The 26184-nt window shown below is 49.0% G+C and carries 22 protein-coding genes and 1 pseudogene; 16 read left to right on the top strand and 7 right to left on the bottom strand.

From position 1 onward, the window contains the following. Positions 1 to 100 precede the first annotated feature (100 nt). From PUW25_RS23750 to PUW25_RS23740, 3 genes are all read left to right on the top strand, one after another. On the top strand, positions 101 to 1447 hold the full coding sequence (locus PUW25_RS23750) for an ISLre2 family transposase (RefSeq protein ID WP_074730242.1): 1347 nt from the start codon (positions 101 to 103) through the stop codon (positions 1445 to 1447). Positions 1448 to 1638: 191 nt separating this feature from the next. Further along, the gene (locus PUW25_RS23745) at positions 1639 to 2358 is read left to right on the top strand and encodes a DUF3990 domain-containing protein (RefSeq protein WP_274337688.1); all 720 of its coding nucleotides are present in this window, start codon (positions 1639 to 1641) and stop codon (positions 2356 to 2358) included. Further along, positions 2324 to 2716: a hypothetical protein gene (locus PUW25_RS23740; RefSeq protein ID WP_274337687.1), complete on the top strand. Its 393-nt coding sequence runs from the start codon at positions 2324 to 2326 to the stop codon at positions 2714 to 2716. The genes PUW25_RS23745 and PUW25_RS23740 overlap by 35 nt, the downstream gene beginning before the upstream one ends. Positions 2717 to 3027: 311 nt before the next feature. Here the strand turns inward: PUW25_RS23740 and PUW25_RS23735 are convergent, their stop codons facing one another. Continuing rightward, positions 3028 to 3531, bottom strand: a complete 504-nt coding sequence (locus PUW25_RS23735; protein WP_274337686.1) for an antibiotic biosynthesis monooxygenase family protein — start codon at positions 3529 to 3531, stop codon at positions 3028 to 3030. 228 nt (positions 3532 to 3759) lie between these two features. Between PUW25_RS23735 and PUW25_RS23730 the strand changes: the two genes are divergently transcribed. Both PUW25_RS23730 and PUW25_RS23725 read left to right on the top strand, forming a co-directional pair. Then, complete coding sequence (locus PUW25_RS23730; RefSeq protein WP_274337685.1) at positions 3760 to 4587, top strand: glycerophosphodiester phosphodiesterase; 828 nt, start codon at positions 3760 to 3762, stop codon at positions 4585 to 4587. Between the two features lie 187 nt (positions 4588 to 4774). Then, positions 4775 to 7096 (top strand): ATP-dependent DNA helicase, encoded by a 2322-nt coding sequence (locus PUW25_RS23725; RefSeq protein ID WP_274337684.1) that lies wholly within the window; start codon positions 4775 to 4777, stop codon positions 7094 to 7096. Here PUW25_RS23725 and PUW25_RS23720 read toward each other — a convergent pair. From PUW25_RS23720 to PUW25_RS23705, 4 genes and pseudogenes are all read right to left on the bottom strand, one after another. Beyond that, complete coding sequence (locus PUW25_RS23720; RefSeq protein ID WP_205054537.1) at positions 7077 to 7349, bottom strand: hypothetical protein; 273 nt, start codon at positions 7347 to 7349, stop codon at positions 7077 to 7079. The genes PUW25_RS23725 and PUW25_RS23720 overlap by 20 nt on opposite strands. After that, positions 7342 to 8088, bottom strand: a complete 747-nt coding sequence (locus tag PUW25_RS23715) for an MBL fold metallo-hydrolase (RefSeq protein WP_205054538.1) — start codon at positions 8086 to 8088, stop codon at positions 7342 to 7344. The genes PUW25_RS23720 and PUW25_RS23715 overlap by 8 nt, the downstream gene beginning before the upstream one ends. 87 nt (positions 8089 to 8175) lie before the next feature. After that, positions 8176 to 9113: pseudogene (locus PUW25_RS23710) on the bottom strand (dihydroorotate dehydrogenase). After that, a complete protein-coding gene (locus tag PUW25_RS23705; RefSeq protein ID WP_205054539.1) occupies positions 9110 to 9802 on the bottom strand; it encodes a dihydroorotate dehydrogenase electron transfer subunit in 693 nt (230 codons plus the stop codon). Before PUW25_RS23705 ends, PUW25_RS23710 begins: the two are co-directional and overlap by 4 nt. A 259-nt stretch (positions 9803 to 10061) precedes the next feature. On the opposite strand from PUW25_RS23705, the gene uxaC reads away from it, so the two are divergent. From uxaC to PUW25_RS23685, 4 genes are all read left to right on the top strand, one after another. Beyond that, positions 10062 to 11489, top strand: a complete 1428-nt coding sequence (uxaC, locus tag PUW25_RS23700) for a glucuronate isomerase (RefSeq protein WP_047911306.1) — start codon at positions 10062 to 10064, stop codon at positions 11487 to 11489. 261 nt (positions 11490 to 11750) lie between these two features. Beyond that, positions 11751 to 12380 carry a MarR family winged helix-turn-helix transcriptional regulator gene (locus tag PUW25_RS23695; RefSeq protein WP_052511851.1) on the top strand — a complete coding sequence of 210 codons (630 nt, stop codon included), beginning with the start codon at positions 11751 to 11753 and terminating at the stop codon, positions 12378 to 12380. After that, complete coding sequence (locus PUW25_RS23690) at positions 12377 to 14104, top strand: ABC transporter ATP-binding protein (protein WP_274337683.1); 1728 nt, start codon at positions 12377 to 12379, stop codon at positions 14102 to 14104. Before PUW25_RS23695 ends, PUW25_RS23690 begins: the two co-directional genes overlap by 4 nt. Continuing rightward, entirely contained in the window at positions 14101 to 15954 is a 1854-nt protein-coding gene (locus tag PUW25_RS23685) for an ABC transporter ATP-binding protein (protein ID WP_205054540.1), read from the top strand. The genes PUW25_RS23690 and PUW25_RS23685 overlap by 4 nt, the downstream gene beginning before the upstream one ends. Positions 15955 to 16112: 158 nt before the next feature. Here PUW25_RS23685 and PUW25_RS23680 read toward each other — a convergent pair whose 3' ends face one another. Further along, complete coding sequence (locus tag PUW25_RS23680; protein ID WP_205054541.1) at positions 16113 to 16637, bottom strand: hypothetical protein; 525 nt, start codon at positions 16635 to 16637, stop codon at positions 16113 to 16115. 166 nt (positions 16638 to 16803) lie between these two features. Between PUW25_RS23680 and PUW25_RS23675 the strand changes: the two genes are divergently transcribed. Together PUW25_RS23675 and PUW25_RS23670 are read left to right on the top strand one after the other, a co-directional pair. Then, on the top strand, positions 16804 to 18114 hold the full coding sequence (locus PUW25_RS23675; RefSeq protein ID WP_205054542.1) for a serpin family protein: 1311 nt from the start codon (positions 16804 to 16806) through the stop codon (positions 18112 to 18114). A gap of 104 nt (positions 18115 to 18218) precedes the next feature. Then, the gene (locus PUW25_RS23670) at positions 18219 to 19118 is read left to right on the top strand and encodes a diacylglycerol/lipid kinase family protein (RefSeq protein WP_047911311.1); all 900 of its coding nucleotides are present in this window, start codon (positions 18219 to 18221) and stop codon (positions 19116 to 19118) included. A 10-nt stretch (positions 19119 to 19128) separates the two neighbouring features. Here PUW25_RS23670 and PUW25_RS23665 read toward each other — a convergent pair whose 3' ends face one another. Further along, positions 19129 to 19746: a TetR/AcrR family transcriptional regulator gene (locus tag PUW25_RS23665; protein ID WP_047911312.1), complete on the bottom strand. Its 618-nt coding sequence runs from the start codon at positions 19744 to 19746 to the stop codon at positions 19129 to 19131. A gap of 185 nt (positions 19747 to 19931) precedes the next feature. On the opposite strand from PUW25_RS23665, the gene PUW25_RS23660 reads away from it, so the two are divergent. From PUW25_RS23660 to PUW25_RS23640, 5 genes are all read left to right on the top strand, one after another. Beyond that, positions 19932 to 22163: an MMPL family transporter gene (locus PUW25_RS23660; protein ID WP_274337682.1), complete on the top strand. Its 2232-nt coding sequence runs from the start codon at positions 19932 to 19934 to the stop codon at positions 22161 to 22163. Positions 22164 to 22338: 175 nt separating this feature from the next. Further along, the gene (locus tag PUW25_RS23655; RefSeq protein ID WP_047911314.1) at positions 22339 to 23292 is read left to right on the top strand and encodes a nucleoside hydrolase; all 954 of its coding nucleotides are present in this window, start codon (positions 22339 to 22341) and stop codon (positions 23290 to 23292) included. 227 nt (positions 23293 to 23519) lie between these two features. Beyond that, a complete protein-coding gene (locus PUW25_RS23650; protein WP_152557687.1) occupies positions 23520 to 24242 on the top strand; it encodes a hypothetical protein in 723 nt (240 codons plus the stop codon). Positions 24243 to 24572: 330 nt separating this feature from the next. Beyond that, the gene (locus tag PUW25_RS23645; protein WP_047911316.1) at positions 24573 to 24917 is read left to right on the top strand and encodes a hypothetical protein; all 345 of its coding nucleotides are present in this window, start codon (positions 24573 to 24575) and stop codon (positions 24915 to 24917) included. Between the two features lie 224 nt (positions 24918 to 25141). Continuing rightward, on the top strand, positions 25142 to 26182 hold the full coding sequence (locus PUW25_RS23640) for an ABC transporter substrate-binding protein (RefSeq protein WP_047911317.1): 1041 nt from the start codon (positions 25142 to 25144) through the stop codon (positions 26180 to 26182). The last annotated feature ends 2 nt before the right edge of the window (positions 26183 to 26184 follow it).

Genomic DNA, 26184 nt, shown 5'->3' with positions numbered 1-26184 from the left:
TCCGTGGGTGTAGGAATTGGAAAAAGCGGATATAGAAAAAGAGCTTCTCCCTTGGTAAAGTGATGTTTGCGCACAACACACCAAGAAGGAGGAAGCTCCTGTGAGCCACTTTACCACAACAATGCCGACGATGAAAGAGATTGAGCAATGGATTTTCCGGAAAATGCAGGAGGAATTCGCTCGTGCGATGAAGCAGGTGCTGGAGGCGCTGGATCAGCAGATCCTGGAGCAACGGGACCGAGAGCGTTATCGAGTAAAGGACGAGCGTGAAACAAGCGTCAACACGGTGTTCGGGAACGTGCGCTTCAAGCGGAGATTGTATTGTGATCGTAGAAGCGGAAAACACGTGTATCTGCTGGATCAGCTGTTGCAATTCGAAGGGCGCGGGAAAGTCAGTCCGCATTTGGAGGAGACAGCAATCGCATTCGCAAGCCAAGGACCGTCGTACCGGGACAGCGCTAAGCGGCTGGAGCAGCTGCTGGGATACAATGTGCTAAGCCATCAAGCGATCAGGGAAAAACTGATGGAGCGTGCGGAACAGCCGATGTCTGAGGTGAAGCGACGCCCAGCGCGAGTATTGTTCGTGGAAGTGGATGGGCTATACACGAAGCTGCAGCGGAGCAAGAAGCGCGGGATGGAGAACGCAATCGCGGTCGTACACGAAGGCTGGGAGAAGAACGGCAAGCGGGTGGAGCTGAAAAATAAACAGCATTACCTGCATACGAGCGGCGGCGACTTCTGGGAAGGGTTCGGGGACTTTCTGGTGGAGCGTTACGAAATCGACGAGAACACGTGGCTTGTGGTGAACGGAGACGGCGCGGCGTGGATCGGGGAATGTACATCCTACTTCCACCAATGCCTGTATATGCTGGATCGCTTTCATGTGGCGCGTGATTTGAAACGGTTTGTCGGACATTTGCCAAAGGTATGGGAGACCGTGAGACGGTCGCTGGCCAAACAGGACGCAGCCGCGCTTATGGCGGCCTTGGAAGGCGTGTCGGAGCAAGAGATAGCGGAAGAGAAGCGGAAGGATTGGAAGCCGTATAAAAGCTTTCTGAAGCGGCACGAGAAGCATTTGGACGACTACCGAAAAACACTCCAGGCGAAGGGGATCGACACAAGCGGCATGCGCCCGATGGGAAGCGCGGAATCGCAGATGCGTATATTCGCCAGGCGGACGAAGCGTGGCGGGTACAGTTGGAGTGAGCAAGGCGTCAGGGCGATGCTGAGGACGATGATGAGGATTCAAGAAGCGGGCACGGTGGTAAGAACGGTTGAAGGACAAGCGAGTAAGCAGGCAACGCCGCAGCAGCCGATAAACATGCGGCAATTGCTAAAGAACGTGACGCAACCGGTCAAGGGTTGTATCGCTGGAATGATTCGCATGCTGCAAGGACCGAAGCAAAGCAGCACAACGGGTATGGCACTCAAAGCACTTCGCGGATAACGGCAAAAAATTCTGACAAATCACTTGTATTTGATGAAAGAACGAAGCAAAGCGCTTACAAGGAAGAGGTTCCTTCGGGGTTCGCGTTCCAGGCATCTTAAATGACTGCCCACGCTAGCTTGACACTGACGTCAGTTGGTTACGTACGGACGAATTGTTCCAATTATGTTATAATAGCAGTGGAGGATTATATGGCCAATTACATTACCTCATTAAGACTCCCTGACGTGGTTTATCACGGCACCACAATGGGAGCTATACCCAGTTTAAAGCGGCAACTCATTAATTTTCAATTTCTGAGAAAGAGCCGGGACCGGGATTTCGGTACAGGTTTCTACACTACATTGGATCTCAATCAGGCTATGAAGTGGCACTTTAATAAGCTCTCCAAAAAAATTAAACGTGGGGAAGAGATTAATACGGATGAAATTCCTGCCGTTGTAAAAATTCGTTTGCATCCGAATCGTTATAATGACGATATATCGGTTCTTGATTTTCGCGGAGAAGGAATGGACTGGATTAAATTTCTCCTATCCCATCGCCTCGAGAGTTCCTTAGATCATTGTACGTGCTTAGAGGATTTCGGACATCCTCACCCACAAATTGTCTGTGGTTCAATGGCTGACAATGATACAGGACCGGTCCTACTTGAATTTAAGATGTCCGGAAGATCTAAAAATATTCCAGAGGATGTCCTCTGGTTTGCAGATCAGATCACCCGAGACGAGAACGGAAAAAGGTTATTCGGGCTCGAGCTTGGCGATCAAATTGTCTTCTTCGATGAGCGTTTGAATAAAATGCTAACGGTTGAAGGATACTATAAGTTTAACGTGGAGCTTTTTTCCGGAATTCTTAATCGAGAGGAGTGGACATTTTATGACCCAGATGACAAGCCGGCGAGTGATGAATAAACACTATGCAGGAGCCGTCATTAATGAACTTCAGAAGATTGGTTATCCTGGTGATGAAGCGAAGGAAGTTTTCTTTCGTCACTACAGGGACATGAAGCGTTTGTTTGGACTTGAGCCAAACGTAAGCGATTTTGCAACGTTAGTTGATGAATTTGAACGGTCAATGAAACGAAAATATAATCCGCAAGATCCGAATCAAATTTATGTCGGGCATCTGCGGGATCGGGCCAAGAAAATGAAGACGGTACGAGTACATTTACGGTCGGCCCCTGGTCGCCGGATTGTAAAAATGGGAACCATTCCAAAAAATACTGACGGGATGGGTGTTATCAAGGTTGGGTCCAATAAACGAAAATGAGTCAGACTTAAATAGCGACGAAACGGAGTTCCTCTTTAATGTGGAGCTCCGTTTTTATTTTTGTAAACTGTTAATCGTATGATATAATGACTTCATACCTTATTTTATTCCCTGTTATCTTCTTTCCCGCAGGCGCAGGAAAGCTTTCTGACGCAGAATGCACCTCACAAGGTGACCAATGTAAATTCACACGGTATTCGTGTGCTTACAGATGGTCGGTTTGTGAGGTGCTTTTTGCATTTTAGCGCCTAAACAACCCAACCCATTAAAGGAGGAATTATTCATCATGGAGCTTGTCACAATCACCAGCATCAATGGACACGAGGTAAAGGGTAAAGACGAGAATGATACGGAGCTTTTGGTAACGAAAGCATCCCGCATTCCGGATCTGAAGGTAGGTGACCTTGTTCAAGCTGATGCGCATGGGCAAAGGCCTGAGATTGCTGCCAAGCCTCAAAGCTTGCTTTGGAATCCCATGCGGTAAGGATGACGTACGTATCGCTGTTCAGTGGGCGAAGCACGCGAATACCTGCAAAGCCCGGCTCGTCCTCTACTTTTCGAGCACGGTTCATAAATCTGGCTTCAAATGCTTCTCTTCCATCGTCTGTGACTGGAATGTTGTTCATGACAATGAACTTACTCCCCGTAAGGCTTCCGCTTGCATCAATCGCTTCATAGGCAGGAATGGCCGGGTCGTTGTCGACCATAGCATCCAGTTCGATCACATAACGTGTGTCTTCATCATTCTGAAGTGTGAAATAAGGGTGCTCCTTAAGTGCATCCGATATTGGTGATGACAAAAAATATAGATACATCGCTCAGACCTCCTGTTATTTAACATGTTCAATATCAATATAGCATAACTCATTCTCTCCTCTATTAACTAAACAGATCAATGGAAACAATAACGCTGCGGGTATTATGAATTGAAATCGGGTATATAACAGTAAACTCAAAATCTTTACATTCATATACAGCAGATGATGATAGGTCTTTACATTCTCCTGTTATGTTGAGGTAAAAAAAGGAGAGGTGAGTCGGGCGTGGTCAAAACCTTGAGAACTTTGCTTATCGCTTCCATCATCGGAATTGGTGGAGATACAGATCATATTGCCGCTGCCAACTCGGCTGATCCGGTAGTTGTTGCTCATCGGGGAGCAGCGGGGTACGCGCCGGAGAATACGATGGCTGCTTTTGAATTAGCATACCGAATGCAGTCAAGTATGATCGAGCTGGATGTGCAGCGGAGCCTGGATGGAGAGCTCGTCGTCATTCATGATCTCACATTGGATCGGACGACAAGCGGGACGGGAGAAGTCAGAATGCATACGCTGGAGGAGCTGAGAAGCCTGGATGCAGGAAGCTGGTTCGGAGGAGAGTATAGCAGCCAGCAGATTCCTACTTTTGAAGAGGTTCTGGCGCATTACAGAGGTAAGAATATCGGGTTTCTCATAGAATTGAAGGCACCCGAGATGTATCCCGGCATCGAGAGACAAGTGGCGGACTCCTTGATCAAGTACGGATATGACAAAATGGGGCCCGGGCAGGTGATCGTTCAGTCCTTTAACCATGAATCCATGGCGACATTCCATGACATGCTGCCTACCGTTCCGACCAGTGTGCTGATCGAGGATCCTGCAGATTTGGATAACGACAAGCTGGATGAATACCGAGCCTATGCTTCGTATGTGAATCCGCATATCTATGCTGTAGAGCATTCACTCGTTCGTCAAATCCATGCCAGAGGCATGAAGATTTATGCTTGGACACTGCGCAGCCGTGAGGAAGCAGACTATCTGCTTGATCTGGGGGTAGACGGAATTATTACCGACTATCCAGATTACGTGCCTTATAAGGAAACGAAGAAATAAACCGAATTTAAAGAGATTCATATGAATTGTTCATAGAAACCCCTCTCTGGCTGCTTTCATTCAAGTGGTCGTAAGAGGGGTTATTGTAGTTCTTTTACGGACACCGATAAGCGCTTAGAGAACTGGTATCTTCACCTCCATTTTGTTACAGTGAGAAGACGAAAATGAACAGGAACGGGTGAAAAGCATGCCATATGAAATTTCAATATCCGTCAGACCTTTGGTGGAGTATGTATATCGAAGCGGCAGCATTACGGGGGGATTCCGGACGAATGCGACGATGCACGAAGGGACCCGGATTCATCAGAGCATTCAAAAGACCTATGCAGATACGGATCAAAAAGAAGTGTTTCTCAAGGGCGAGATCCCCTGCGGAGATCTTCTATTCAAGGTGGAAGGGAGATGCGATGGACTTATTCAGCTGGACGGGGCATGGACGATTGATGAGATCAAGTCGACAGCAGCTCCGCTGGAGGACTTGGGGGACGGGCTTCCGGTTCACTGGGCACAGGGTAAAATGTATGCATATATGTATGCCAAGGCAGAGGGACTCTCAGGCATGCAGATCCAGCTGACCTATGTACGGACAGGCAGTGGTGAGCAGAAGAGAATGCTGGTTACCCACTCTATAGAAGAGCTTGAGGTCTTTGCACGTGAAATTGTTGAAGCTTATGCACCTTATGCGGAGATGTTGAGGGAGCATGAAGAGAAGCGCCAGCCGTCCATTGAAGCGCTTGGCTTTCCTTTTCCTTCTTACCGTGCGGGACAACGCAAGCTGGCAGGTGCCGTATTCAAAACCATCTCCGAGGGTGCCGGGCTGATGGCGAAGGCGCCGACAGGAATTGGCAAGACGATGTCGACTTTATTCCCGGCTGTCAAGGCAGTCGGAGCAGGACATATCAGCAAAATCTTCTATTTGACGGCGCGGACAACGACCCGGGCAACGGCGGAGGAAGCCTTTGCGCGAATGCAGGCACAGGGGCTGTATATGAACTCGGTGACAATCACCGCCAAGGACAAAATCTGCTTCAAGGAAGAGGAAGCATGTGATGCCGGGCAGTGCAGGATGTGCGAAGGATATTACGACCGGATCAACGGGGCAGTTCTGGATATTATGAAGCACGAGACGATCATGACTAGGCCGGTCATTGAAGCGTACGCACGCAAGCACCAGGTCTGCCCATTCGAGTATTCGCTCGACATTGCTTACGCGGCGGATGCGGTCGTATGTGATTATAATTATATTTTTGATCCGCGAGTGTCCTTGAAGCGATTGTTTGAGGATCAGAAGAAGAAGACGGCTGTGCTGGTCGATGAGGCTCACAATCTGGTCGATCGAGGCCGGAATATGTTCTCGGCGGAGCTCGTCAAATCCGTCTTTCTCGGGATCAAGGATGAGTACAAGACGGCTAATGAAGGGGTATCCCGAACGGCCGGAGAGGTTAACTCGTTCCTGTACGCAGTCAAGAACAACTGCAACAGCGAGGGGCGGATCATTCAGTCTGAGCTGCCGGAAGAGCTGATCAAGCGGCTGGAAAAGTTCGTAGAGACAGCAGAAATTGAGCTGGTCTCCGGCTCTTCTGCAGACCGGGTCAGTCTTGAGGCGCAGGAAGAGCTGCTCGGCACATATTTTGCGGCCCAGAACTTTATTCGAATGGCCAAGCTATACGATGATCACTACCTGACATATGCGGAGATCATCCGCAGTGACTTCCGAATCAAGCTGTATTGTCTCGATCCTTCGGAGCTGCTACGGCAGGCTGGCAAAGGCTACCGGTCTATCATTCATTTCTCTGCCACACTGTCTCCGATGAATTATTACCGGGATATGCTGGGTGCTGGCGAAGAGGATTATACGCTCAGCATTCCTTCGCCGTTCAGCAAGGAACAGCTTGATGTGCGGCTGGTACCGCTGTCGGTCAGATACAACGACCGGGAGAGGTCGAAGGGAGCCGTCGCAAGACTGTTGCAGCGGGTCGCAGAGGAGCGGCCGGGGACCAACCTGCTCGTCTTTTTCCCTTCTTATTCCTATATGCAGGAAGTATATGAAGTCTATACTCAGGATGAAGGCAAGGGTGTAGATGCCATCATACAGCAGTCTTCCATGAGTGAGGAGGAGAGGGATGCCTTCCTATCCGGCTTCCAGCCGAATCCTGAGCGCACGCGGCTGGGGTTTGCGGTGCTCGGGGGCGTATTCTCCGAAGGGGTGGATCTTCCCGGTGACAGGCTGAACGGTGTAATCGTCGTGGGTACAGGCCTGCCTCAGATTGGACTGGAGAACAATATGCTGCGGGATTACTTTAATCAGACGGGGCGGAACGGATTTAATTACGCTTATGTTTTTCCGGGAATGAACAAAGTGCTTCAGGCAGGCGGGAGACTCATCCGTACGGAGGAGGACGAGGGTGTGCTCGTGCTGATCGATGATCGCTTTGCACAGGAGCCTTACCGTTCCTTGCTGCCTGAAGAGTGGAGGGAGTACAAGCAGGTTAACCCTGCTTCGATCTAGTATAGCTGTGGACGAGCTTGATGAAGTAGAAGAGGAAGATCCAGGGCAAGATGAATTTCGTCATCCACTCAACACAGCTGATGACGGCATTAATAACGACTTCAATACTTATTCCAAGAGAGCTCATGAGGATACCTACAGTGAGAATGACCAAAAGAATAACGATCATAACAACATAGAATGAGTTTCTGGATAAAAGGTCTGTTGAAGTATGCTTCTTATTAACTGAATGCTCCTCCGCATTGTTATTCATGCAGTCTGATCACCTCCAGCGGCTCTACGAGCTTGGATAAGGCACCCTTGTTGAATTGTTCACGGGCGTCTGGTGACGCATAACCGTCATGGTAGTGCATGAGCTGGATTTTAGTCTGGATGGGCAGCGGTAAGGACTTAATATCGTCCAAATGGGTGTGCGATGAGATGGTCACGTTCTGCAGATGGCATTCATAGAAAATAACCTGGACATCATCAGCAATGCGCTCAAGCAGATCGGAATCCATCGTTGCATCACCGCTGTAATAGAATAGTCCAGGTGCATACAATCCACAGCTCAGCATGCCGGGTACATGATTCGTCAGTGTAAGCTCATATGTAACGCCTCCAATGCTGAAGGGCTTCTGTTCCTGCAGCGGAACCAGCTCGAAATAATCTTCCAGGGTGCGTTCACCCTGTACGGTATAACGCATCCCAGGCTCAAGCGAGCGCCAGAGCGGCTCCATTAAATCCTCGTGGATGTAGAGCCTAGGCTTCTGCTTACCAAATACTTGCGCGTAATAACCGAGCTGCTGCAGGCCGTTGATGTGATCATCGTGCAGATGGGTTATAAACACATCCTTGATCTCATCCAGCTTGATTCCCATCTTATACAGCACTTTCGCGTTCGACTCGGGAAAGTCAATAATGAGCCGAGTGTCATTATACAGGAGCATCGCGCTATTGTGGTCTTGTTCGAAGCTGAACATATCTCCCGTCCCCAGAAAAGTAATTTGCATTTGTCCGATACACCTCATTTTCGTTTTTCTCAATTATACCGTTCCCAATATAGAAGAACGTTAAAATTCAGAAAAAGTTGGATCAAATTACACGATACCGCGGATCTCATCCAGGGTGTATACGCCCTCTCGGGTCATCCATTCGGATAGTCCCCTGATCAGCTCAGGACCTGCTTGGTGATTCACAAAGTTCGCTGTCCCGATCTGGACTGCTGCCGCACCAGCCATAATAAATTCAATCATGTCATCAGTGCTCATGATCCCGCCCATTCCGATGACCGGTATACGGACAGCATGAGCGGTCTGATGAACCATACGAAGGGCGATCGGCTTGATGGCAGGACCAGACAATCCGGCATAGCCCTGCTTAAATACGCTTCTCCGCTCACGGATGTTAATCCTCATCGCAGAGATGGTGTTGATCAGAGAAATTGCATCCGCCCCTCCTGCTCGCACATTTGTGCCATCTCTACCAGATTCTCGGCACCCGGTGATAGCTTGACGATGAGTGGCAGACGGGTGGCTTCACGTACCGAAGAAATAACGCTTCTTGCGGCCTCTGTGTTGATACCGAAGGCCATTCCACCTTCCTTGACGTTAGGGCAGGAGATGTTCAGCTCGATCATATCGATGGAGCTTCTACCCCCGGTTGAGCGGCTGAGTCTCTCTTCATGCGCTTCGATTTGAGCAGCACCATCTGTATATTCCTGCAGGGATCCTCCCCCCAAATTCACAATGCGAACGGTATCGAGTGTTTGCCAGAAGGGAGATTCCTTCGCCAGAAAAGCATCAATCCCCGGGTTCGCGAGCCCGATACTGTTCATCATGCCAGAAGAGGTCTCTATGATCCGCTCTCCATCATTGCCTGCTCTAGGATGCAAGGTAAGACCCTTGCCAACGAATCCACCCAATTGACTGATATCGTAGATGCCGTTATATTCACGGCCAAATCCGAAGGTTCCGGAGGCCATAATGACTGGATTCTTGAAGTGAACGCCGGCAATACAGCAGGATAGATTCATCATAGGAGAGTTACCTCCTCCGCCCGGAATACAGGACCGTCTGTACAGGTCTGAACTCTGCCGGAGTGATGCTGGATACTGCATGCGAGGCAGGCGCCTACTGCACAGGCCATTTTATTTTCTACCGATATATAGACGTTCGTACGACTACCCTCTGCGGCTTGCTTCATTTGTACCGCCTTCAGCATGCCTGACGGTCCACAGGCGATCACAAGATCGTAGTCTGAGAACACCAGACAGCCGAGGATGCTTCCTCCGACATCAACCTTGACAGAGGAGGCCATCCTGCTGAATTCTTCAACCAGATAGGGTTGCTCACTGAAGCCGAGGTAGAGGTCGGCACTCTTGTATTGCCTGGCAGCATAATAAAAGGGAGCGACTCCAATGCCGCCGCCGACAAGCGCTACTCGTCCAGTCAGCTGGGGAAATCCGTTACCGAAAGGTCCGGTGATCTGAATTTCTTCCCCTTGCCGCAGACGATACAGCTGCCGAGTACCTTCCCCCACCACCTGGTATAGAAATTGTATAGAATGCTCCTTCACATCAAAAATGCTGATCGCTCTCGGAAGCAGCGGCCCTGCATTCCAAGCGCGCAGCATATAGAATTGTCCTGGTGCTCCGCCGCTTGCGGCTTCCACCTCCAGAAGACCAATGTGATCATTCACTTGTATATTAGAAATAACTCTCGCCACCAGAAGCCCTCCCTGATCCAAATTCTCTATTCAATTCTCCGGTTCATCACAATGCCGAGATGTCAGTCAACAGTCATTTACATTGCATGAACTCACGAAAAATGTCAGTGAGTGTACGCACATGTCCATTCAGCAAACATTTTTGTTAGCGTTCTCATTTTATTGTTGAACTTTCTTGGGAAAGGGTGTAGCTTAGAGTTTGAGATCAGAAATAAACCTGAACGAACCAAAATCAACCTAAAGGGAGTGGGTAAGGAAGATGAAGTCTTTTTTGGATGAACAATTTCTACTTACGAATGATACAGCGATTGAGCTGTACGAGAAGTATGCAAAGGATATGCCGATTATTGATTATCACTGCCACCTGAGTCCCAAGGAGATTTATGAGAATAAAACGTTTCGCAATGTAACCGAAGCCTGGCTGTACGGCGATCATTACAAATGGCGGCTGATGCGGGCAAACGGCGTTGAAGAGAAGTATGTAACAGGAGGCGAGGGAGTCAGCGATTACGATCGGTTCCTCGCTTGGGCAAGAACCGTGCCGATGACGATCGGCAATCCGGTATATGCGTGGTCACACCTGGAGCTGCAGCGTTTCTTCGGTGTATATGAGCTGATTAATGAGAAGAACGCGCCGGTCATCTGGGAGAAAGTAAATGCCAAACTGAATGGTGAAGGCTTTGGTGCTCGCGACTTGATTACGAAATCTAAAGTAACCGTAGTCTGCACGACAGATGATCCTGCGGATACACTGGAATATCATACCGCGATTCGGGATCTGAATGGTTTTGATACCGCGGTGCTGCCTTCATTCCGTCCTGATAAGGGTCTTGAAATTAACCGCGAAGGGTTCGGCGAGTGGCTCTCCCGCTTGGAGCAGACCGCCGGACGTTCGATTACGAGCTACGATACGTTTCTTGAGGTGCTGGAGGCAAGGGTGGATTACTTCCATTCTGTTGGAGGACGTGTGTCCGACCATGCGCTCGATTATGTACCGTATGCGGAAGTAACCCGCGAGGAAGCAGCAGGCATCTTCGCCAAGGTGTTAAATGGCGAGAAGGCTAGTCTGCTGGAGGAGCAGAAGTATAAGACCTACACACTGATCTTCCTCGGCAAGCTGTATGCGGCACGCGGCTGGGCGATGCAATACCATATCAATGCAGCAAGAAACAACAACTCACGTATGCTCGGACTGCTTGGCCCGGATACCGGCTATGATTCCGTGAATGACAGCCCGCTTGCCGGTCCGCTGGTGAAGCTGTTGGATGGACTGGCTAGTGAAGATGCGCTGCCAAGAACGATCCTGTATTCGCTCAATCCTCGAGACAATGAAGTGCTGGCTGCGATCGCTGGCAGCTTCCAGGGTGACGGTATTCCTGGCAAAATCCAGCTCGGTGCGGCATGGTGGTTCAACGATACGAAGGACGGCATGCTCGCTCAGATGAAGGCATTGTCCAACGTCGGTCTGCTCAGCCGGTTTGTCGGCATGCTGACCGATTCAAGAAGCTTCTTGTCCTACACACGGCATGAGTACTTCCGCCGCTTGCTGTGCAATCTGCTTGGAGAATGGGTAGAGAACGGAGAGGCGCCGCATGACCTTGAGCTGCTCGGCCGTATCGTGCAGGGCATATCCTACGAGAATGCACGGACTTATTTTAACTTTGAGAGTGCGTATAGCAAGGTATAGTAGAGTAGTTATTAATGCTGAATCGTAATGAGCTGAGCATGGAATAGATGCAAGGATAACAGTTCTGTGGATGGACGGCTGTGGCTATAGAGTCACGGTCGTCTTTTTTATATGGAATAAAGAGAATGTGAAGGCCCAAGAACAGCCAATATATAAATTATGGATTTGCAAAATTCTGCAAGGTTCCGGTTTGACACTTAGGAGTGCAAAAGCATATAATCTGCATGGATTTATAATTAATTAGGAGACCTAATTAATTCGTTGCACCGCAATTTCGTTATGAATCTTGTTCAAATAAAAAAAGTGGGTGAGGCATTGAAAGAGAAGGATATACTAGCACAGAATCTGCTCTTTGCATTTATGAGATTTAACCGCAGCAATTGGAAGCAGCCTAAGACGGAAGGCCGCAATCCGAGCGAGATTGTGCTGCTGGTTACGTTAATCCGAGGGAAGGAAACGCCTGAGAAGCACGATCCTGCTGTGGTCGGGCGGATGATTACAGAATTTCAAGAGAATGGTCCAACGACCAAGGATCAGCTTGAAGGGCTTAAGATATCCGAGATCAGTGATATTATGCGGGTCAAGGCGCCGACCATTACTCCTGTCATTCAAGGGCTGGAGGAGCAGGGTTTAGTCGAGAGAAGAATGGACGAGACGGATCGCAGAGTGATGCGGATTACCATCACTGAAGCCGGACGAGAGGCAGTCCGCGGCGTTCACCGCGAGCTCATTAGCAATATGAAGGAAATGATTGAATATCTAGGTGAAGAGGATAGTGCTCAATTAGCGAAATTACTGACTCGTGTGTACGAGTATAAGGAACAGAAGCGGATAAGCACTGACCCGCACTGCAAAGATAGATTTTCAACAAAAGGAAGTGATCACACATGATGAAACTGCTGCGGATGCTGAATCCGTATAAGGCGGGTGTAGCGCTCGTCGTTTTTTTACTTCTGCTGCAATCGTTATCTGATTTATTCTTGCCTACATTAATGTCTGATATCGTCAATTTTGGAATACCAGAGGGGGACGTTTCTTACATATGGAGTATTGGCGGTGTAATGCTCATTGTCGCTCTGCTCGGTACAGTATGCTCGATTCTTGTGAGCTTCCTGTCCTCCCAGGTTACTGGCAAATTTGCACGTGATCTTCGCAGCCGATTGTTTAGACATGTAGAGAATTTCTCTCTTCACGAGTTTGACCAGGTGGGAACAGCTTCGCTCATCACCAGAACGACGAATGATATTACTCAGGTTCAGAACGTGCTGCTGATGATGCTGCGGATGATGATCAGTGCACCGCTGATGTTTATAGGTGGTCTTATAATGGCCATATCCCAAGATGCCAAGCTGTCTCTTGTTCTTGTAGTATCGCTTCCGATCCTTGCAGGAGCTATTGCGCTGATTGCCTTCAAGGGGCTGCCGCTCTTTAAGGCCATTCAGAAGAAGCTGGATCGTCTGAATCTCGTTCTGCGCGAGCAGTTGACAGGCATTCGAGTCATCCGTTCATTCAATCGTACCGGGTACGAGAAGGTGCGCTTCACCGAGGCGAATGGTGACCTCACAGATACCGCAATCAAGGTGAACAAGATTATGGCCTTCATGATGCCGGTTATGATGCTGGTGATGAACTTCTCTGTCATCGCTATTATTTGGTTCGGCGGTCTTCGGATCAACACGGGAGAGATCCAGGTGGGGAATATGATGGCGTTTATTCAATATGCCATGCAGATCATGTTCTCTCTGCTGATGGTGTCGATCATCTTCGTCATGCTGCCCCGGGCAGCAGCTTCTGCGGCTCGGATCAATGAAGTGCTGACAATGAAGCCGGAGCTTGCAGATCCTGAAGTGTCCAAGCCGGCTGGTCAGCTGCATGGAACACTTGAATTTGATAATGTGTCGTTCAAATATCCGGGCGCCGAGGAATATGCGCTTAAGGATATCAGCTTCACGGCACAGCCGGGAGAGATTACTGCCATTATCGGTGGAACAGGGTCGGGCAAATCAACACTGCTTGCGTTGATCCCGCGCTTCTATGATGTCACCGAAGGCAGTGTTCGCGTGAATGGCATCGATGTAAAAGATATTTCTCAGCAAGAGCTGCGCTCGAAGATCGGATATGTCCCGCAGAAAGCCGTACTATTCACGGGTACCATCGCAGACAACATCCGTTACGGCAAGGAGGATGCAACCGAGGAGGAGATAAGGCATGCTGCAGAGGTCGCTCAGGCCGCTGAGTTTATCAGCGGGATGGAGGAAGGATATGAGAGCATGATCTCGCAGGGAGGCAGCAATGTATCAGGCGGACAGAAGCAGCGACTGTCTATTGCGAGAGCCTTGGTCCGCAGACCGGAGATCTATGTATTTGATGACAGCTTCTCCGCTCTGGATTACAAGACGGATGCCAAGCTTAGAGCTGCTCTTGTTGACGAAACCGTCAACTCAACGGTGATTATCGTAGCCCAGCGTGTAAGCACGGTAAGAGATGCGGATCGGATTCTTGTTATGGATGAAGGCGTAATCGTAGGCAGTGGAACTCACGACGAGCTGCTCCGAAATAGTGAGGTATACCGAGAAATTGTGTCCTCACAGCTGTCAGAGGAGGAGATTGCATGAGTCGTAAAAATAAAGCTTCGCAGAACCCGTCCAGTACGGCAGGGCCGAAGCATCCAGGGGGCCATCCCGGCCGTGGGCCGGTTGAGAAGGCCAAGGATTTCAAAGGCACGATGAAGAGGCTGGTTCGTTATCTGAAGCCGCAAAACACAATATTGATCGTTGTGTTTATTATGGCTATTCTGAGCACGGTGTTCACGATTGTTTCACCTAAATTAATGGCGGTGGCGACAAATATTTTATCCGAGCCGCTGTTTGATCCGAATGCGGTCATTGATTTTGTAGAGATTGCCAGAATTCTGATGTGGCTTGGTGCCCTGTATCTATTGAGCTCTCTGTTTGCTTATATACAGCAGTATCTCATGGCCGGTGTCTCACAGCGTGTTGTATTTGAGATGCGGGAGCAGATTAACGACAAGCTGTCACGGCTTCCGCTCAAATATTTTGATGGAAGAACACACGGGGAAATCCTCAGCCGGGCTACGAATGATGTAGATAATATCAGCAATACGCTGCAGCAGAGTCTCGCGCAGTTCATTACCTCGTTTGTAACATTGGTCGGTGTCATCATCATGATGCTTACGATCAGTCCATTGTTGACACTGATTACAGTGCTTACGCTGCCGCTCAGCTTAATTGTGGTGGCCATAGTCGCTTCCCGTTCACAGGGATATTTTGTGGGCCAGCAGAAGAGACTCGGCGAGCTGAATGGTCATGTTGAAGAGATGTACACCGGGCATAATGTCATTAAGGCATTTGGACGTGAAGAGCAGTCGATCCGCAATTTTGACAAGATCAATGAGGAGCTCTATGAGACCGGCTGGAAGGCCCAGTTTATTTCGGGTCTGATCATGCCGCTCATGATGTTCATCGGGAATATTGGCTATGTGCTGATCTGTGTGGTTGGGGGAATTCTCGTATCGACACGGTCACTGGATGTCGGAAGTATCCTGGCGTTTATTCAATATTCACGTCAGTTCTCTCAGCCGATCAATCAGCTGGCTAACATTGCGAATGTCATCCAATCCACGGTGGCTTCGGCCGAGCGTGTGTTCGAGCTGCTGGATGAAACAGAAGAAGTGCCTGAACAGGATACAGCCCGTATTTCAAGCAAGGTGCAGGGTGCAGTAACCTTCGAGCATGTAAAATTTGGCTACAGCGAGGACAAGCCGCTCATCACTGATATGAATGTCGATGTGAAGCCGGGACAGACGGTGGCCATCGTAGGACCGACAGGGGCAGGCAAGACAACACTTATTAACCTGCTCATGCGCTTCTACGAAGTACAAGGCGGCACGATTCGAATTGATGGTGTAGATATTACGGATATGCCGCGAAGCAGACTGCGGAGCATGTTCGGCATGGTGCTGCAGGATACATGGCTGTTCAACGGTACAATCTATGACAACATTGCATACGGCCGTGAGGCGGCTTCGGAGACAGAGGTTCGGCAAGCCGCAGTTGCAGCTAGAGCGGATCATTTTATCCGTACACTGCCAGATGGGTATCAAACGGTTCTTAATGAAGAGGCATCTAATATCTCACAAGGCCAGAAGCAGCTGTTAACGATTGCTCGTGCTATTCTTGCCAATCCTTCCATCCTTATTCTCGATGAAGCGACAAGCTCGGTTGACACCCGGACTGAGACCTTGATTCAGCAGGCGATGAATGAGCTGATGAAGGATCGCACCAGCTTTGTGATTGCCCACAGACTGTCAACAATTCGGGATGCAGACGTCATTCTCGTCATGAACCATGGGGATGTAATTGAAAAAGGAACCCATGAGGAACTGCTTATGGCTAATGGATTCTATGCAGAGCTATATAACAGCCAGTTTACAGAGGTAGGCTGATTAATGTAGATTGCTGTCAGCTTAGAAAATTATGAAATAGATTCATCTAGCAAAAAGACACCGTACTCTCTTGAATGAGCAGGAGTTCTCCTCTCAAGAGGTACGGTGTCTTTTAATTCTCATGAACAGCATGATCATGACGGACAGCTTGGATCAGGTCATACTTTAACCGTGTCTACAATAACAGCGTCTGCCGGTATTTCCAGCTCTTTCGCTCTTCTCTGCTCGATCAGCTGTCTGGCGACGTTATAGCAATCCTCTACATGCTTATTGCCAACATACCGCATGGCAGAGAAGCTCAGCGCTGCAGATAAAGCGTGACCGGCGATAGGGATAATGCGTGCCGCTTGTTTGGCCGCCATCCGTACGCCAACCTTCTGGAGCAGCTTGATGACCAGTTCCCGTGTGATGAGCTTACCGATTACTGCGCTCCCCATGGACATGACAAGTCCGTATATCGCTGCTTTGGATTCCGCATCCATACCGCTCAGCTGCTTCTCGGACAGGCCGAATTTATCATTAATGGCAGGCAGGAGCTGCATCAGCATGCCTACATCCGCGACAACATCTGTTCCGGGAATCGGTACAAGCGCAGTGCCGCCGGATGCGAAGGCTCTCGTATTTACCATGGAACGGCATTCTTTGCGAATAGCTTCAAGTTCTTCAAGCGTTGCTGGAATCATAGGAACACTCCTCCTCGTTATGGACATCATTTTACAGCTTCATTACCCTCTTGAGCGGTATAAGACACGCTAGAATTTAAGAAAAAAATTCCATACCAGACACTAACATCATTGGAACCATCCTGCTGCCGAGAGAGTCTATCAATATAAAAGGGGGATGACTAGGATGCTGATGACGAAGAGAGGGAAGGCAGTGAAACGATCGTTTCTGGCCATCATGCTTGTGCTCGGTTTAAGTGCTTGTGCATCTCAAGCAGATGTGAAGGGAGAGATTCCGCAAAGCCTGTCCACGCTGCCTGCTAAGGTCGAGCAGATAAGTTCAGAGGAGCGTGATCGGCTGGCTGCAGCATTAGACCCGGTGTTGATTCAATCGCAGAATACGCTTGGTATCCAGCTGATGGAGGAGCTTCAAGCTCAGGACGCCGCGCCTAAGAATGTATTGATCTCGCCCTACAGCATTGCCTCTGCCTTAACGCTTGCTTATACCGGCTCCAATGGTGTAACGGAGCAGGAAATGGCAGAAGTACTTGGGCTTACTGGCTTAAGTATGGAAGGGGTGAATGAGGCCAGCCGCATATATATGCAGCTTCTGAACAGCCCAGGTCAAGGGGTGGAGCTGATGACAGCAAACTCGGTCTGGGTAGATACGGGATACACCTTAAAACCGGCGTTTCTTGAAGCGGCAGGAACCAGCTATGGAGCTGAGATCTTGGAAGCAGAGCTGTCTTCCGAGGAAGCCATGAATTCCATCAATACCTGGGTCAGTGAGAGAACAGAAGGTCTGATAGACAAGATGCTGAGCGAGCCTCTGGACAGCGCGGTGAGAGCTTATTTGCTGAATGCCCTATATTTCAAAGGAACCTGGCTGTACACCTTCGATGAGAATCTAACAAAGGAGGAGGCTTTTACAACCGGGGATGGTACGGAGCTGAACATACCGATGATGCACGATACCAATCTGTATGGGTATAAGGAGTCAGAGGACTGGCAGGCCGTTCGTCTGCCATATCGTGATTCAAGCATGAACATGCTGGTGATTCTGCCGGCTGAGGGCAAGAGCTTGGATGACACCATGAAGCAGCTGATACAGCAGCCTGAAGTATTTGCCGCTCCATTCGATGAACATCTGGTTCAGCTCTCCATGCCGAAATACAAGGTCGAATATGAAGCCGGGCTGGTAGACTCGCTTAAGAATATGGGGATGAAATCGGCTTTTGGCCAAGGCGCTGACTTCTCAAGAATGTCAGGTGGGAACTTATTCATTAGTGATGTACAGCATAAAGCCGTGCTTGAAGTGAATGAAAAGGGCTCCGAGGCAGCGGCAGCGACTTCCGTGGCTATGGAAGAATCAGCGGCAATGGTCACAGATACCAAAGTGATGAATATCAATCGGCCCTTCTTTACAGTCATTGAGGATGAGGATACGGGAGCCTGGCTGTTCGTGGGGTCCATAAATGATCCAATGGGTACACAATAAAGCGATCGGTTCATCGTCTGCAGCGCTGAGCTTGTTTTATTTCTTCCTCATTTAGGGTAGATATATAGAAGTAAAGACTTGATTTTGGTGGGGAGGAGATAAGCATGGATATTCAAAAAGCACTCCTCATCCATAACGAAGCAGCGGGTTCGGCAATGAGTATGGTCGGCGGAGCGGTGTCTGCGCTGGCCCCTGTTATTCCAGAGCTTGTGGTTATGAAGACTCAGAGAGCAGGAGACGGGGAGAAGATATGCCGAGAGCGGGGCGAAGATGTGGATGCGGTCTTTATTCTGGGTGGAGACGGTACAGTTCATGAATGCATTAACGGGCTGGCACAGCTTCATCGTCCGCCTGTAGTAGGCATATTGCCGGGCGGGACCTGTAATGATTTTGCACGAACGCTCGGTATTCCGATCAATGTGCCTCAGGCGGCGGAGGCTTTGATCCACGGAGACGCGGTAAGCCTGGATCTTGGCATGGCCAATGATCGGGTATTCACGAATTTCTTCGGAGTTGGGATCATAACGGAGACTTCTGAAAATATTGATCCGACCCTCAAAGGATCACTCGGCAAGCTGAGCTATTTCATCAGTACACTGCAGACGATTCGGGCTGCCGAACCTTTTCGTTATCAGCTGAAGACGGAGAGCATACAGATTGAAGATGAGGCTGTGATGATCTATGTATCGAACGGCAGGTCTCTAGGCACCAGCACACTGCCATTTGCCAAGGATTCGCTTACGGATGGACAATTTGATGTACTCATCATACGCCAGGCGGGTATCCCTCTTCTCCGGGAGCTGCTGGCAAGGAAGCCGGAAGGCAGGTGGGAGCCGCATAATGACAGCCTGAAATATTTCAAGGCGAGTCATATTCATCTGCAGACAGAAGGAGAGATGCCGGCAGATACGGATGGAGAAGTCTATCTCTCTGCACCGGCTGAGATAAAGGTGCTGGAGCGCAGACTGAAATTTCTCATGCCAAAGAACGGAGACTCACCATGAGCTCCGTTCTTTATTGCTGCGCAGCACCTTGCAGAAACAATTCGACCAGCACTTGTGCAAGATCTAGCGGGGCGGGGTACTGAATTCTTGTGTCCTCCCGATTGCCGAGCATCAGCATCGCTGTGAAAGCCTGGGCGAGGAGCATGGCATTGCCTTTCTTAAGTACACCTTGTTCCATAGCCTTCTCAAAATGAACAGACATCACTTCATAGATGCGGTATTCTGCATCTCGAATTTCCTTGATCTGCTCCGGGCTTAAGAACGCTTCGGCTTCACGCATAATCGTCTCCATCTCCGCGTGAGGTCTAGCGATCTTGGCCTCGGCAACGCGAAGCAGCCCTTGTTCGAATGTATCAGCTTCTTCAAGGAACTTTGCTGTATGCTTGTACCCATTCGTCAGCATGGTCGTCACAGAAATCTTGAAGAGCTCAGGCTTGCTAGTGAAATGATAGTAGATGGATGCCTTGGTCACATTACATATTTTGGCGATTTGAGCAAGCGATACCGGCTCATAACCGTTCTCCATGAAGAGTATGGAGGCTGTCCTGAGTATCGTCTCCTGAATCGGAACTTGATCATGGGTTTGCTTGGGTCTGCCCGGCGTACGCGGGGTTTGTGTATTTTTCATATGAAACCTCCTGTGAACAGTTTATGACAAGATACGAATTTTATCAAAATTAAACTTGATAATTAACCTTCCGGTATATATAATTGCTTTGATCATATTATTAATGGTTTCCTTATTCAAGTTAAATGAGTCGGTGTTATGAATTGAATTCAAAAAAAGCAATATCCAAAAAGGAGAGAACTATAATGCTTGAATCCGGCCCGGATTATGGTAAATGGGTTGCAGGAAAGCGAAGCAAATGGATTACGCTCCTCGTATGGATCGTCCTCGCTCTCGTTCTTAACCTGACGCTGCCTGCCGTAGGTGAACGTGAGAATAACAATGCGGAGAACCTTGCCGATGACAAGGCATCCGTACAGGCAGAGCGTCTGGCTGCTCAGGAGTTTCCGAACAATACAGGTGTTCCAGCACTAATCGTGTGGCACCGGGAGGGCGGGCTGCAAGATGAGGATTTAACCAACCTTCAGCAGCTTACCGAAGAACTGACAAGCAAGCCTGTGGCTAATCAGAGCCTGGTTGTCCCGCTGCATGAGCTGCCGCCTCCGGCACTGGATGCCCAACTGTCTGAAGACCGCAGCACGATTATACTTCCGGTGTTCTTTGATGAAGCCGCGGATGCAGCTGCTCTGGAGGAAGGAATCAAACAGCTGGAGGTCAAGGCTGAGGAGTTATACGGTGCGAGTCCTTTTGAAGCCGATATCAATGGTGACGAGCTGAGTGCGCGTGTAACCGGACCCGTCGGTATCTCCATTGATGCTACCGGGTTGTTCGAGGATGCGGATGTATCCCTGCTCATCGCAACCGTATTGTTAGTACTAATCCTTCTGTTACTTATATACCGATCTCCGATCTTGGCAATCATCCCGCTGATCGGGGTTGGCTTTGCCTATATGGTGACCAGTCCCCTGCTCGGGCTACTGGCTGATCAAGGCCTGATCACAGTGGATTCTCAGTCCATTGCCATTATGACCGTGCTTCTGTTCGGGGCAGGTACAGATTACTGTCTGTTTATCATTTCGAAGTTTCGCCAGCTGCTGTGGCATGAATCTGACAAGAAGAAGGCTCTGTTCAAGGCGATTATGACCTCCTCAGGCGCTATCGCCATGAGCGGCTTTACCGTTGTGATTTCCTTGTTTGCTCTGTTGTTAGCCGAGTATGGGGCTTATCAGCGCTTTGCAGTTCCATTCAGCCTGTCGATTCTGATCATGTTTATTGCCAGCCTGACACTGATTCCTGCACTGCTTGCGATTTTTGGCCGGGCCTCCTTCTATCCGTTTGTGCCAAGAACACCTGAGCTCGCTGCAGTGCATGCGAAGAAGAAAGGCAAGCCGGTTCCTGCTCCGCATAAGGAGAAGGAGAGTAAGGTGGGCAAAATCGTTACGACACGTCCATGGACGGTTATCATATCAGCTGTGCTGCTGCTAAGTGTGCTTGCTGCATTCTCACCGCAGGTGAAATTCACCTATGATCTGCTGTCCTCCTTCCCGGAGGATGTGCCTTCACGTGAAGGCTTTACGATCATTGGTGAGCAGTTCTCTGAGGGAGAGCTTGCTCCGGTCAAAGTAATGGTGGACACCAAGGGGGAAGAGGTTGACCTTGGAGAGCGTTTGGCTGGGCTTGAATATGTAGATCTGGTGTCTGAACCGCAGCAAGGGGCTGAGAACAGCCAGATTGCGGGCTATGATGTAGAGCTGTCCATGAATCCGTATTCCATGGAGGCGATGCAGCACATTCCCGATCTGAGAGCAGAGGCAGAAGCCTCACTGGCTGCAGCCGGCGTGGCCAGTCCTGAGGATCACGTATGGATCAGCGGGCAGACAGCTGCACAGTATGACTCCGAGATTACGGGCGAACGGGATTCCAGAGTGATCATTCCGGTTGTTATTGGTCTGATCAGCCTGCTCTTGCTGCTCTATCTGCGCTCCATCGTGGCCACCCTTTATTTAATCGGGACCGTCATTCTGTCTTACTTCTCGGCGCTCGGCCTCGGCTGGCTTATTATTCATTACGGCCTTGGAGCGGACGCCATTCAGGGAGCAATTCCGCTATATGCTTTTGTATTCCTTGTTGCACTCGGAGAGGACTATAATATCTTCATGGTCTCAAGCATTTGGCAGAAGCGCAAGCAGATGCCGCTCAAGCAGGCGATCAAAGAAGGGGTTGGAGAGACCAGCTCTGTTATAACCTCTGCAGGACTTATTCTGGCAGGAACCTTCGCCGTTCTGGCGACACTGCCGATACAGGTACTGGTGCAGTTCGGTATTATTACAGCGCTTGGTGTGATGCTGGATACCTTCATTGTAAGACCGTTCCTAGTTCCTGCAATTACTACCGTGCTGGGAAGATGGGCCTTCTGGCCAGGCAAGCTGAGCCGTAAGGAAGCGGTTCAGACTGCAGATCAACAACAGAAAATGTAAAAAAATATATAATTAGGGGCATGTTAGCAGAAGTATAGAGGCTAACATGCCCTTTTGCATTAGTAAAGAGATAATATCAGCAGAATGGTTGCATTTGCAGCAGGATAAGAATTAAGATGGATGAAGTTTAACCCGATATGAAGCATCAGACTAGACAAGCAGGGGGATTTACAACATGACAAAGAAGGCAAAAGTATATCTTAACCATGACGGCGGTGTTGATGATCTTGTTTCACTATTTATGCTGCTGCAAATGGATAACGTTGAGGTAACCGGTGTATCTGTTATTCCGGCGGACGGCTATTTGGAACCGGCAACAGATGCAAGCCGCAAAATTATAGATCGATTCAGCACCTATCCGGTGGAAGTGGCTAAATCGAATTCACGCGGTAAGAATCCTTTTCCAAGCGACTGGAGAATTCATTCTTACTTCGTTGATGCACTGCCGATTCTGAACGAGTCGGGCATGATGGAAGCTCCGTTGTCGGAGCTGCCTGCACATAAACATATCATTGAGACACTGAACAATACAGAAGAGAAGACCGTGCTCCTCTTCACAGGTCCGCTTACCGATCTGTCACGTGCGCTTGAGGAAGCACCGGAGATTGAAGAGAAGATCCAACGTCTGGTTTGGATGGGCGGTACGTTTGAGAACGGGAATGTTCAGGAGCCGGAGCATGATGGAACAGCGGAATGGAACGTGTACTGGGATCCGGAAGCTGCACATCAAATCTGGCAGACGGGTATTGAGATTGATCTTGTGGCGCTGGAGAGCACGAATAAGGTTCCACTTACCCCTGCTGTACGTAATCTGTGGGCGAAGGACCGCAATTACGAGGGTGTAGACTTCCTGGGTAACTGCTATGCCGGAGTGCCGCCGCTCGTATACAGCGAGACGAACTCTACCTACTATTTGTGGGATGTTTTAACGACAGCAGCTGTGGGTCGGGAAGACCTGGTTACACGAAAAGTGGTTCATTGTTCCGTCATTCCAGACGGTCCGAGCCAAGGACGTACGGTTATTGATCCGAACGGCAAGCCAGTAAATCTGGTATATGATACAGATCCGGATGCCTTCTTTGCCTATCTGGTAGAGCTTGCGAAGAGAGCAGCGCCTAAGCGCTATTAATACCTGCCTTACAAAATAAGAGTGCTGATGTTTCCCGGACCGGGCTGTTCCTGATCCGAAAATCATCAGCGCTTTTTTTTGTACGAGCCTTGTACGAACGGTTTTCACTCTAGGCCCTGTTTTGGTAAAATGAAAGGATGCGTCTTAGGCATGAACAGCAGATTAAGCGCCGAGCTGAGGACGGGAAGTCACCTTCAGGTGTTGACGAGAAAGGATATTCAACGAAAATGAATGATAAGCTAGTTATATGTATTCCAGGTCAGTGGAAGGATCGGGACAGGCTGAAGCGTTCGGTTCAGAAGAAGAGTCGGAGCGAATATGTGCTGGCTGAAGATTTGCTGATGGATACGAAGCACAATCGTGCGTTTGAAGTTCGATTCCAGGAGCATGAGGCCAAGCTGTCAGAGTCCTTCTATTATTCGGAACGAGGCATGATGAACGACAAGGCATTGCACAAATTGGACAAGCATACTCATGTATTACGTCTGATGAGCTATATGGGCGGCTTGGATGCGGTACAAAAAATCGTGCCGGCAGTACAGCTTCTGCTGAAGAGCGGCGGGCTGGCGGTGAAGATTGAGAATTCAGGCAAAGCTTATACTTCCGAGGAATGGGACAAGCTGACCCGTGAAGCCAGAGTCGACCAGCTGCTGCATACCTTTGTCAGCTATCGGCAGAATGAGCAATACTACTATTCCTGCGGGATGCAGATGTTTGGCCTTCCCGAAGCAGCGATCAGCATAGATACCGATCCGGATGCTTCAATGCAGGTCATGTCTCAATTCTTGTATGGCCTGCTGACGCAGACGGAAGAAGAGAGCAGTGCAGGCAAAGAATTCAAGATTTATGGTAGAACGTATGCCAGCCAGTATGAACCCGAATGTTTTAATGAAGAAGAGCCGTATTTGTACAACCCGAGCGGTATGTACGTGCTTACCGAGGTCGGGTAAAGGATCAGGAATACGCCCATATTTATTGAATGTATTATGAAATGGATTCATAAATGAAAACCTTCCATTAGAGGCACACTAGATTTATGGGCACTAATGGGAGGTTTTCTTGTTCTTATCAAGAACCTTATATATGTCGGCATTGATAACAGGAATCTGGCAGCTCCGAATAAAACAAGCAAATGACCCTTGGCAATGTTCGTGTTTTAATAACCTTTTGTGTAAAATATTCCTTATCGCTTGCTTGAATCCGAATGATTATGTATAATCAAACCTGTGAGATGTCCGAATGTACGGTAGTATCTTTCGAATAGTGAAGGTGGTATCTGAATGCAGCTGGACACGAACGAGAACAAGAAGAAGATGTGCCAGATTTACAATGAAGTATCTAAGGAGCTATTCGGATTCGGCACGACCCTCCTGAAGGCTAGTGTTGACGATCGGATTGTTACCTTCTATGCGAAGCACCGCCGTTCACCTCGTTCGGCTGCTCTTGAAGGGGAAGCCCCTGAACTCAAGCAGGAAGTTGATTTTCGAATGTCTCTTCTATACAAGAAGATATTTCGGGACAAGCTTGAGGAGCAGATGAACCTTGAGATAGAAGCATTGCTGAGAGATTATGACGCTCCGACGCAGATTGCGATTACGACGCTGATCCTGCGCGAAGAGTCCTGACAATAGGGTGAAGATCGAGTCTACAACTCATCAATTCCCATATATGACGGCAATCAACTTCGGATCTACTCTGGAGGAGAACCAGTGAATTTAGAAGCGGGTGTCGCTATTTCTTTGTTTACGAAGAAAAGTGTTCTTGTACATTGACAAGGATACTTTTCTTTTTTTTGTTTCATTTTGGGCCATATTACAAAAGACAAAAGATTCTAAGGGGGAAATTTACAATGAAAAAGGTACTGACAGGAATTACGAGTGTTGCACTAGCTTCCATGCTGCTAGCAGGCTGCGGCGACGGCGGCGGAGCGGCAAAAGAAAAACTGGTCATATCGACTTGGGGCTTCTCGGAAGAATTCTTCAATGAGCAAGTATACGCTCCGTTTGAAGAAGAGCATAACGTTGACATTGTCGTTGAGGTCGGAAACAACGCAGAACGTCTTAACAAAATCCGTCAAGGAACTTCACAGGTCGATATTGTGTTCCTGTCCGACTATTATGCACAGCAAGGTATTGCGGAAGGGTTGTTTGAAACCATCGATCGTGCGAACATCCCGAACATCGAACAAATCTATGATTCTGCCAAAGCACCGCTTGGTGAGGATTACGGTCCAGCCTACACCGTGGGACAGCTGGGCATTGCCTATAACCCGAACCTGATTAAGAACGAAGTGACATCCTGGAGCGATCTGTGGAGCGATGAATTCGCCGGAAATCTAACTCTGCCGAACATCACGGCAACAGCAGGACCTATGGTGCTTGATGCAGCATCCACCGTAGCTGGCAATACCGCATTCAATGAAGATGCTGCTTTTGCCGAACTGACTAAAGTGAAGGATGGCGTGGTGAAGTTCTACAGCCAAACCTCAGAATATGTGAACATGTTCGCTCAAGAGGAAATTGCGGGCGGACCGATCATGGAAATGTACTTCAAGGATATCCAGGCTGCTGTGCCTGAAGCGAAGTTCGTAACACCTAGTGAGGGCGCGTATGCCGTAATGAATACAGTGAACGTCGTAAAAGGATCGAAAAATAAAGAGCTTGCAGAAGAGTTCATTAACTGGCAGCTGAGCGAGGAAGTACAGACCGCTTCTGCCAAAGCCAAGGTGGATTCCCCAGTTAACGTGAACGTGAAGCTGACAGAGGAAGAAGCAGAGGGTATCACTTATGGTGCAGACGTTGTAGACCAGCTGAAGCTTCTGGACATGGAGTTTGTAAACAACAATGCAGCTGTATGGACAGACCGCTGGAACCGTGAAATTGCAAACTAAGG

The sequence above is a fragment of the Paenibacillus urinalis genome, assembly GCF_028747985.1.
Classification (GTDB): domain Bacteria; phylum Bacillota; class Bacilli; order Paenibacillales; family Paenibacillaceae; genus Paenibacillus; species Paenibacillus urinalis.
This window is presented reverse-complemented; position numbering and strand designations above follow the sequence as displayed.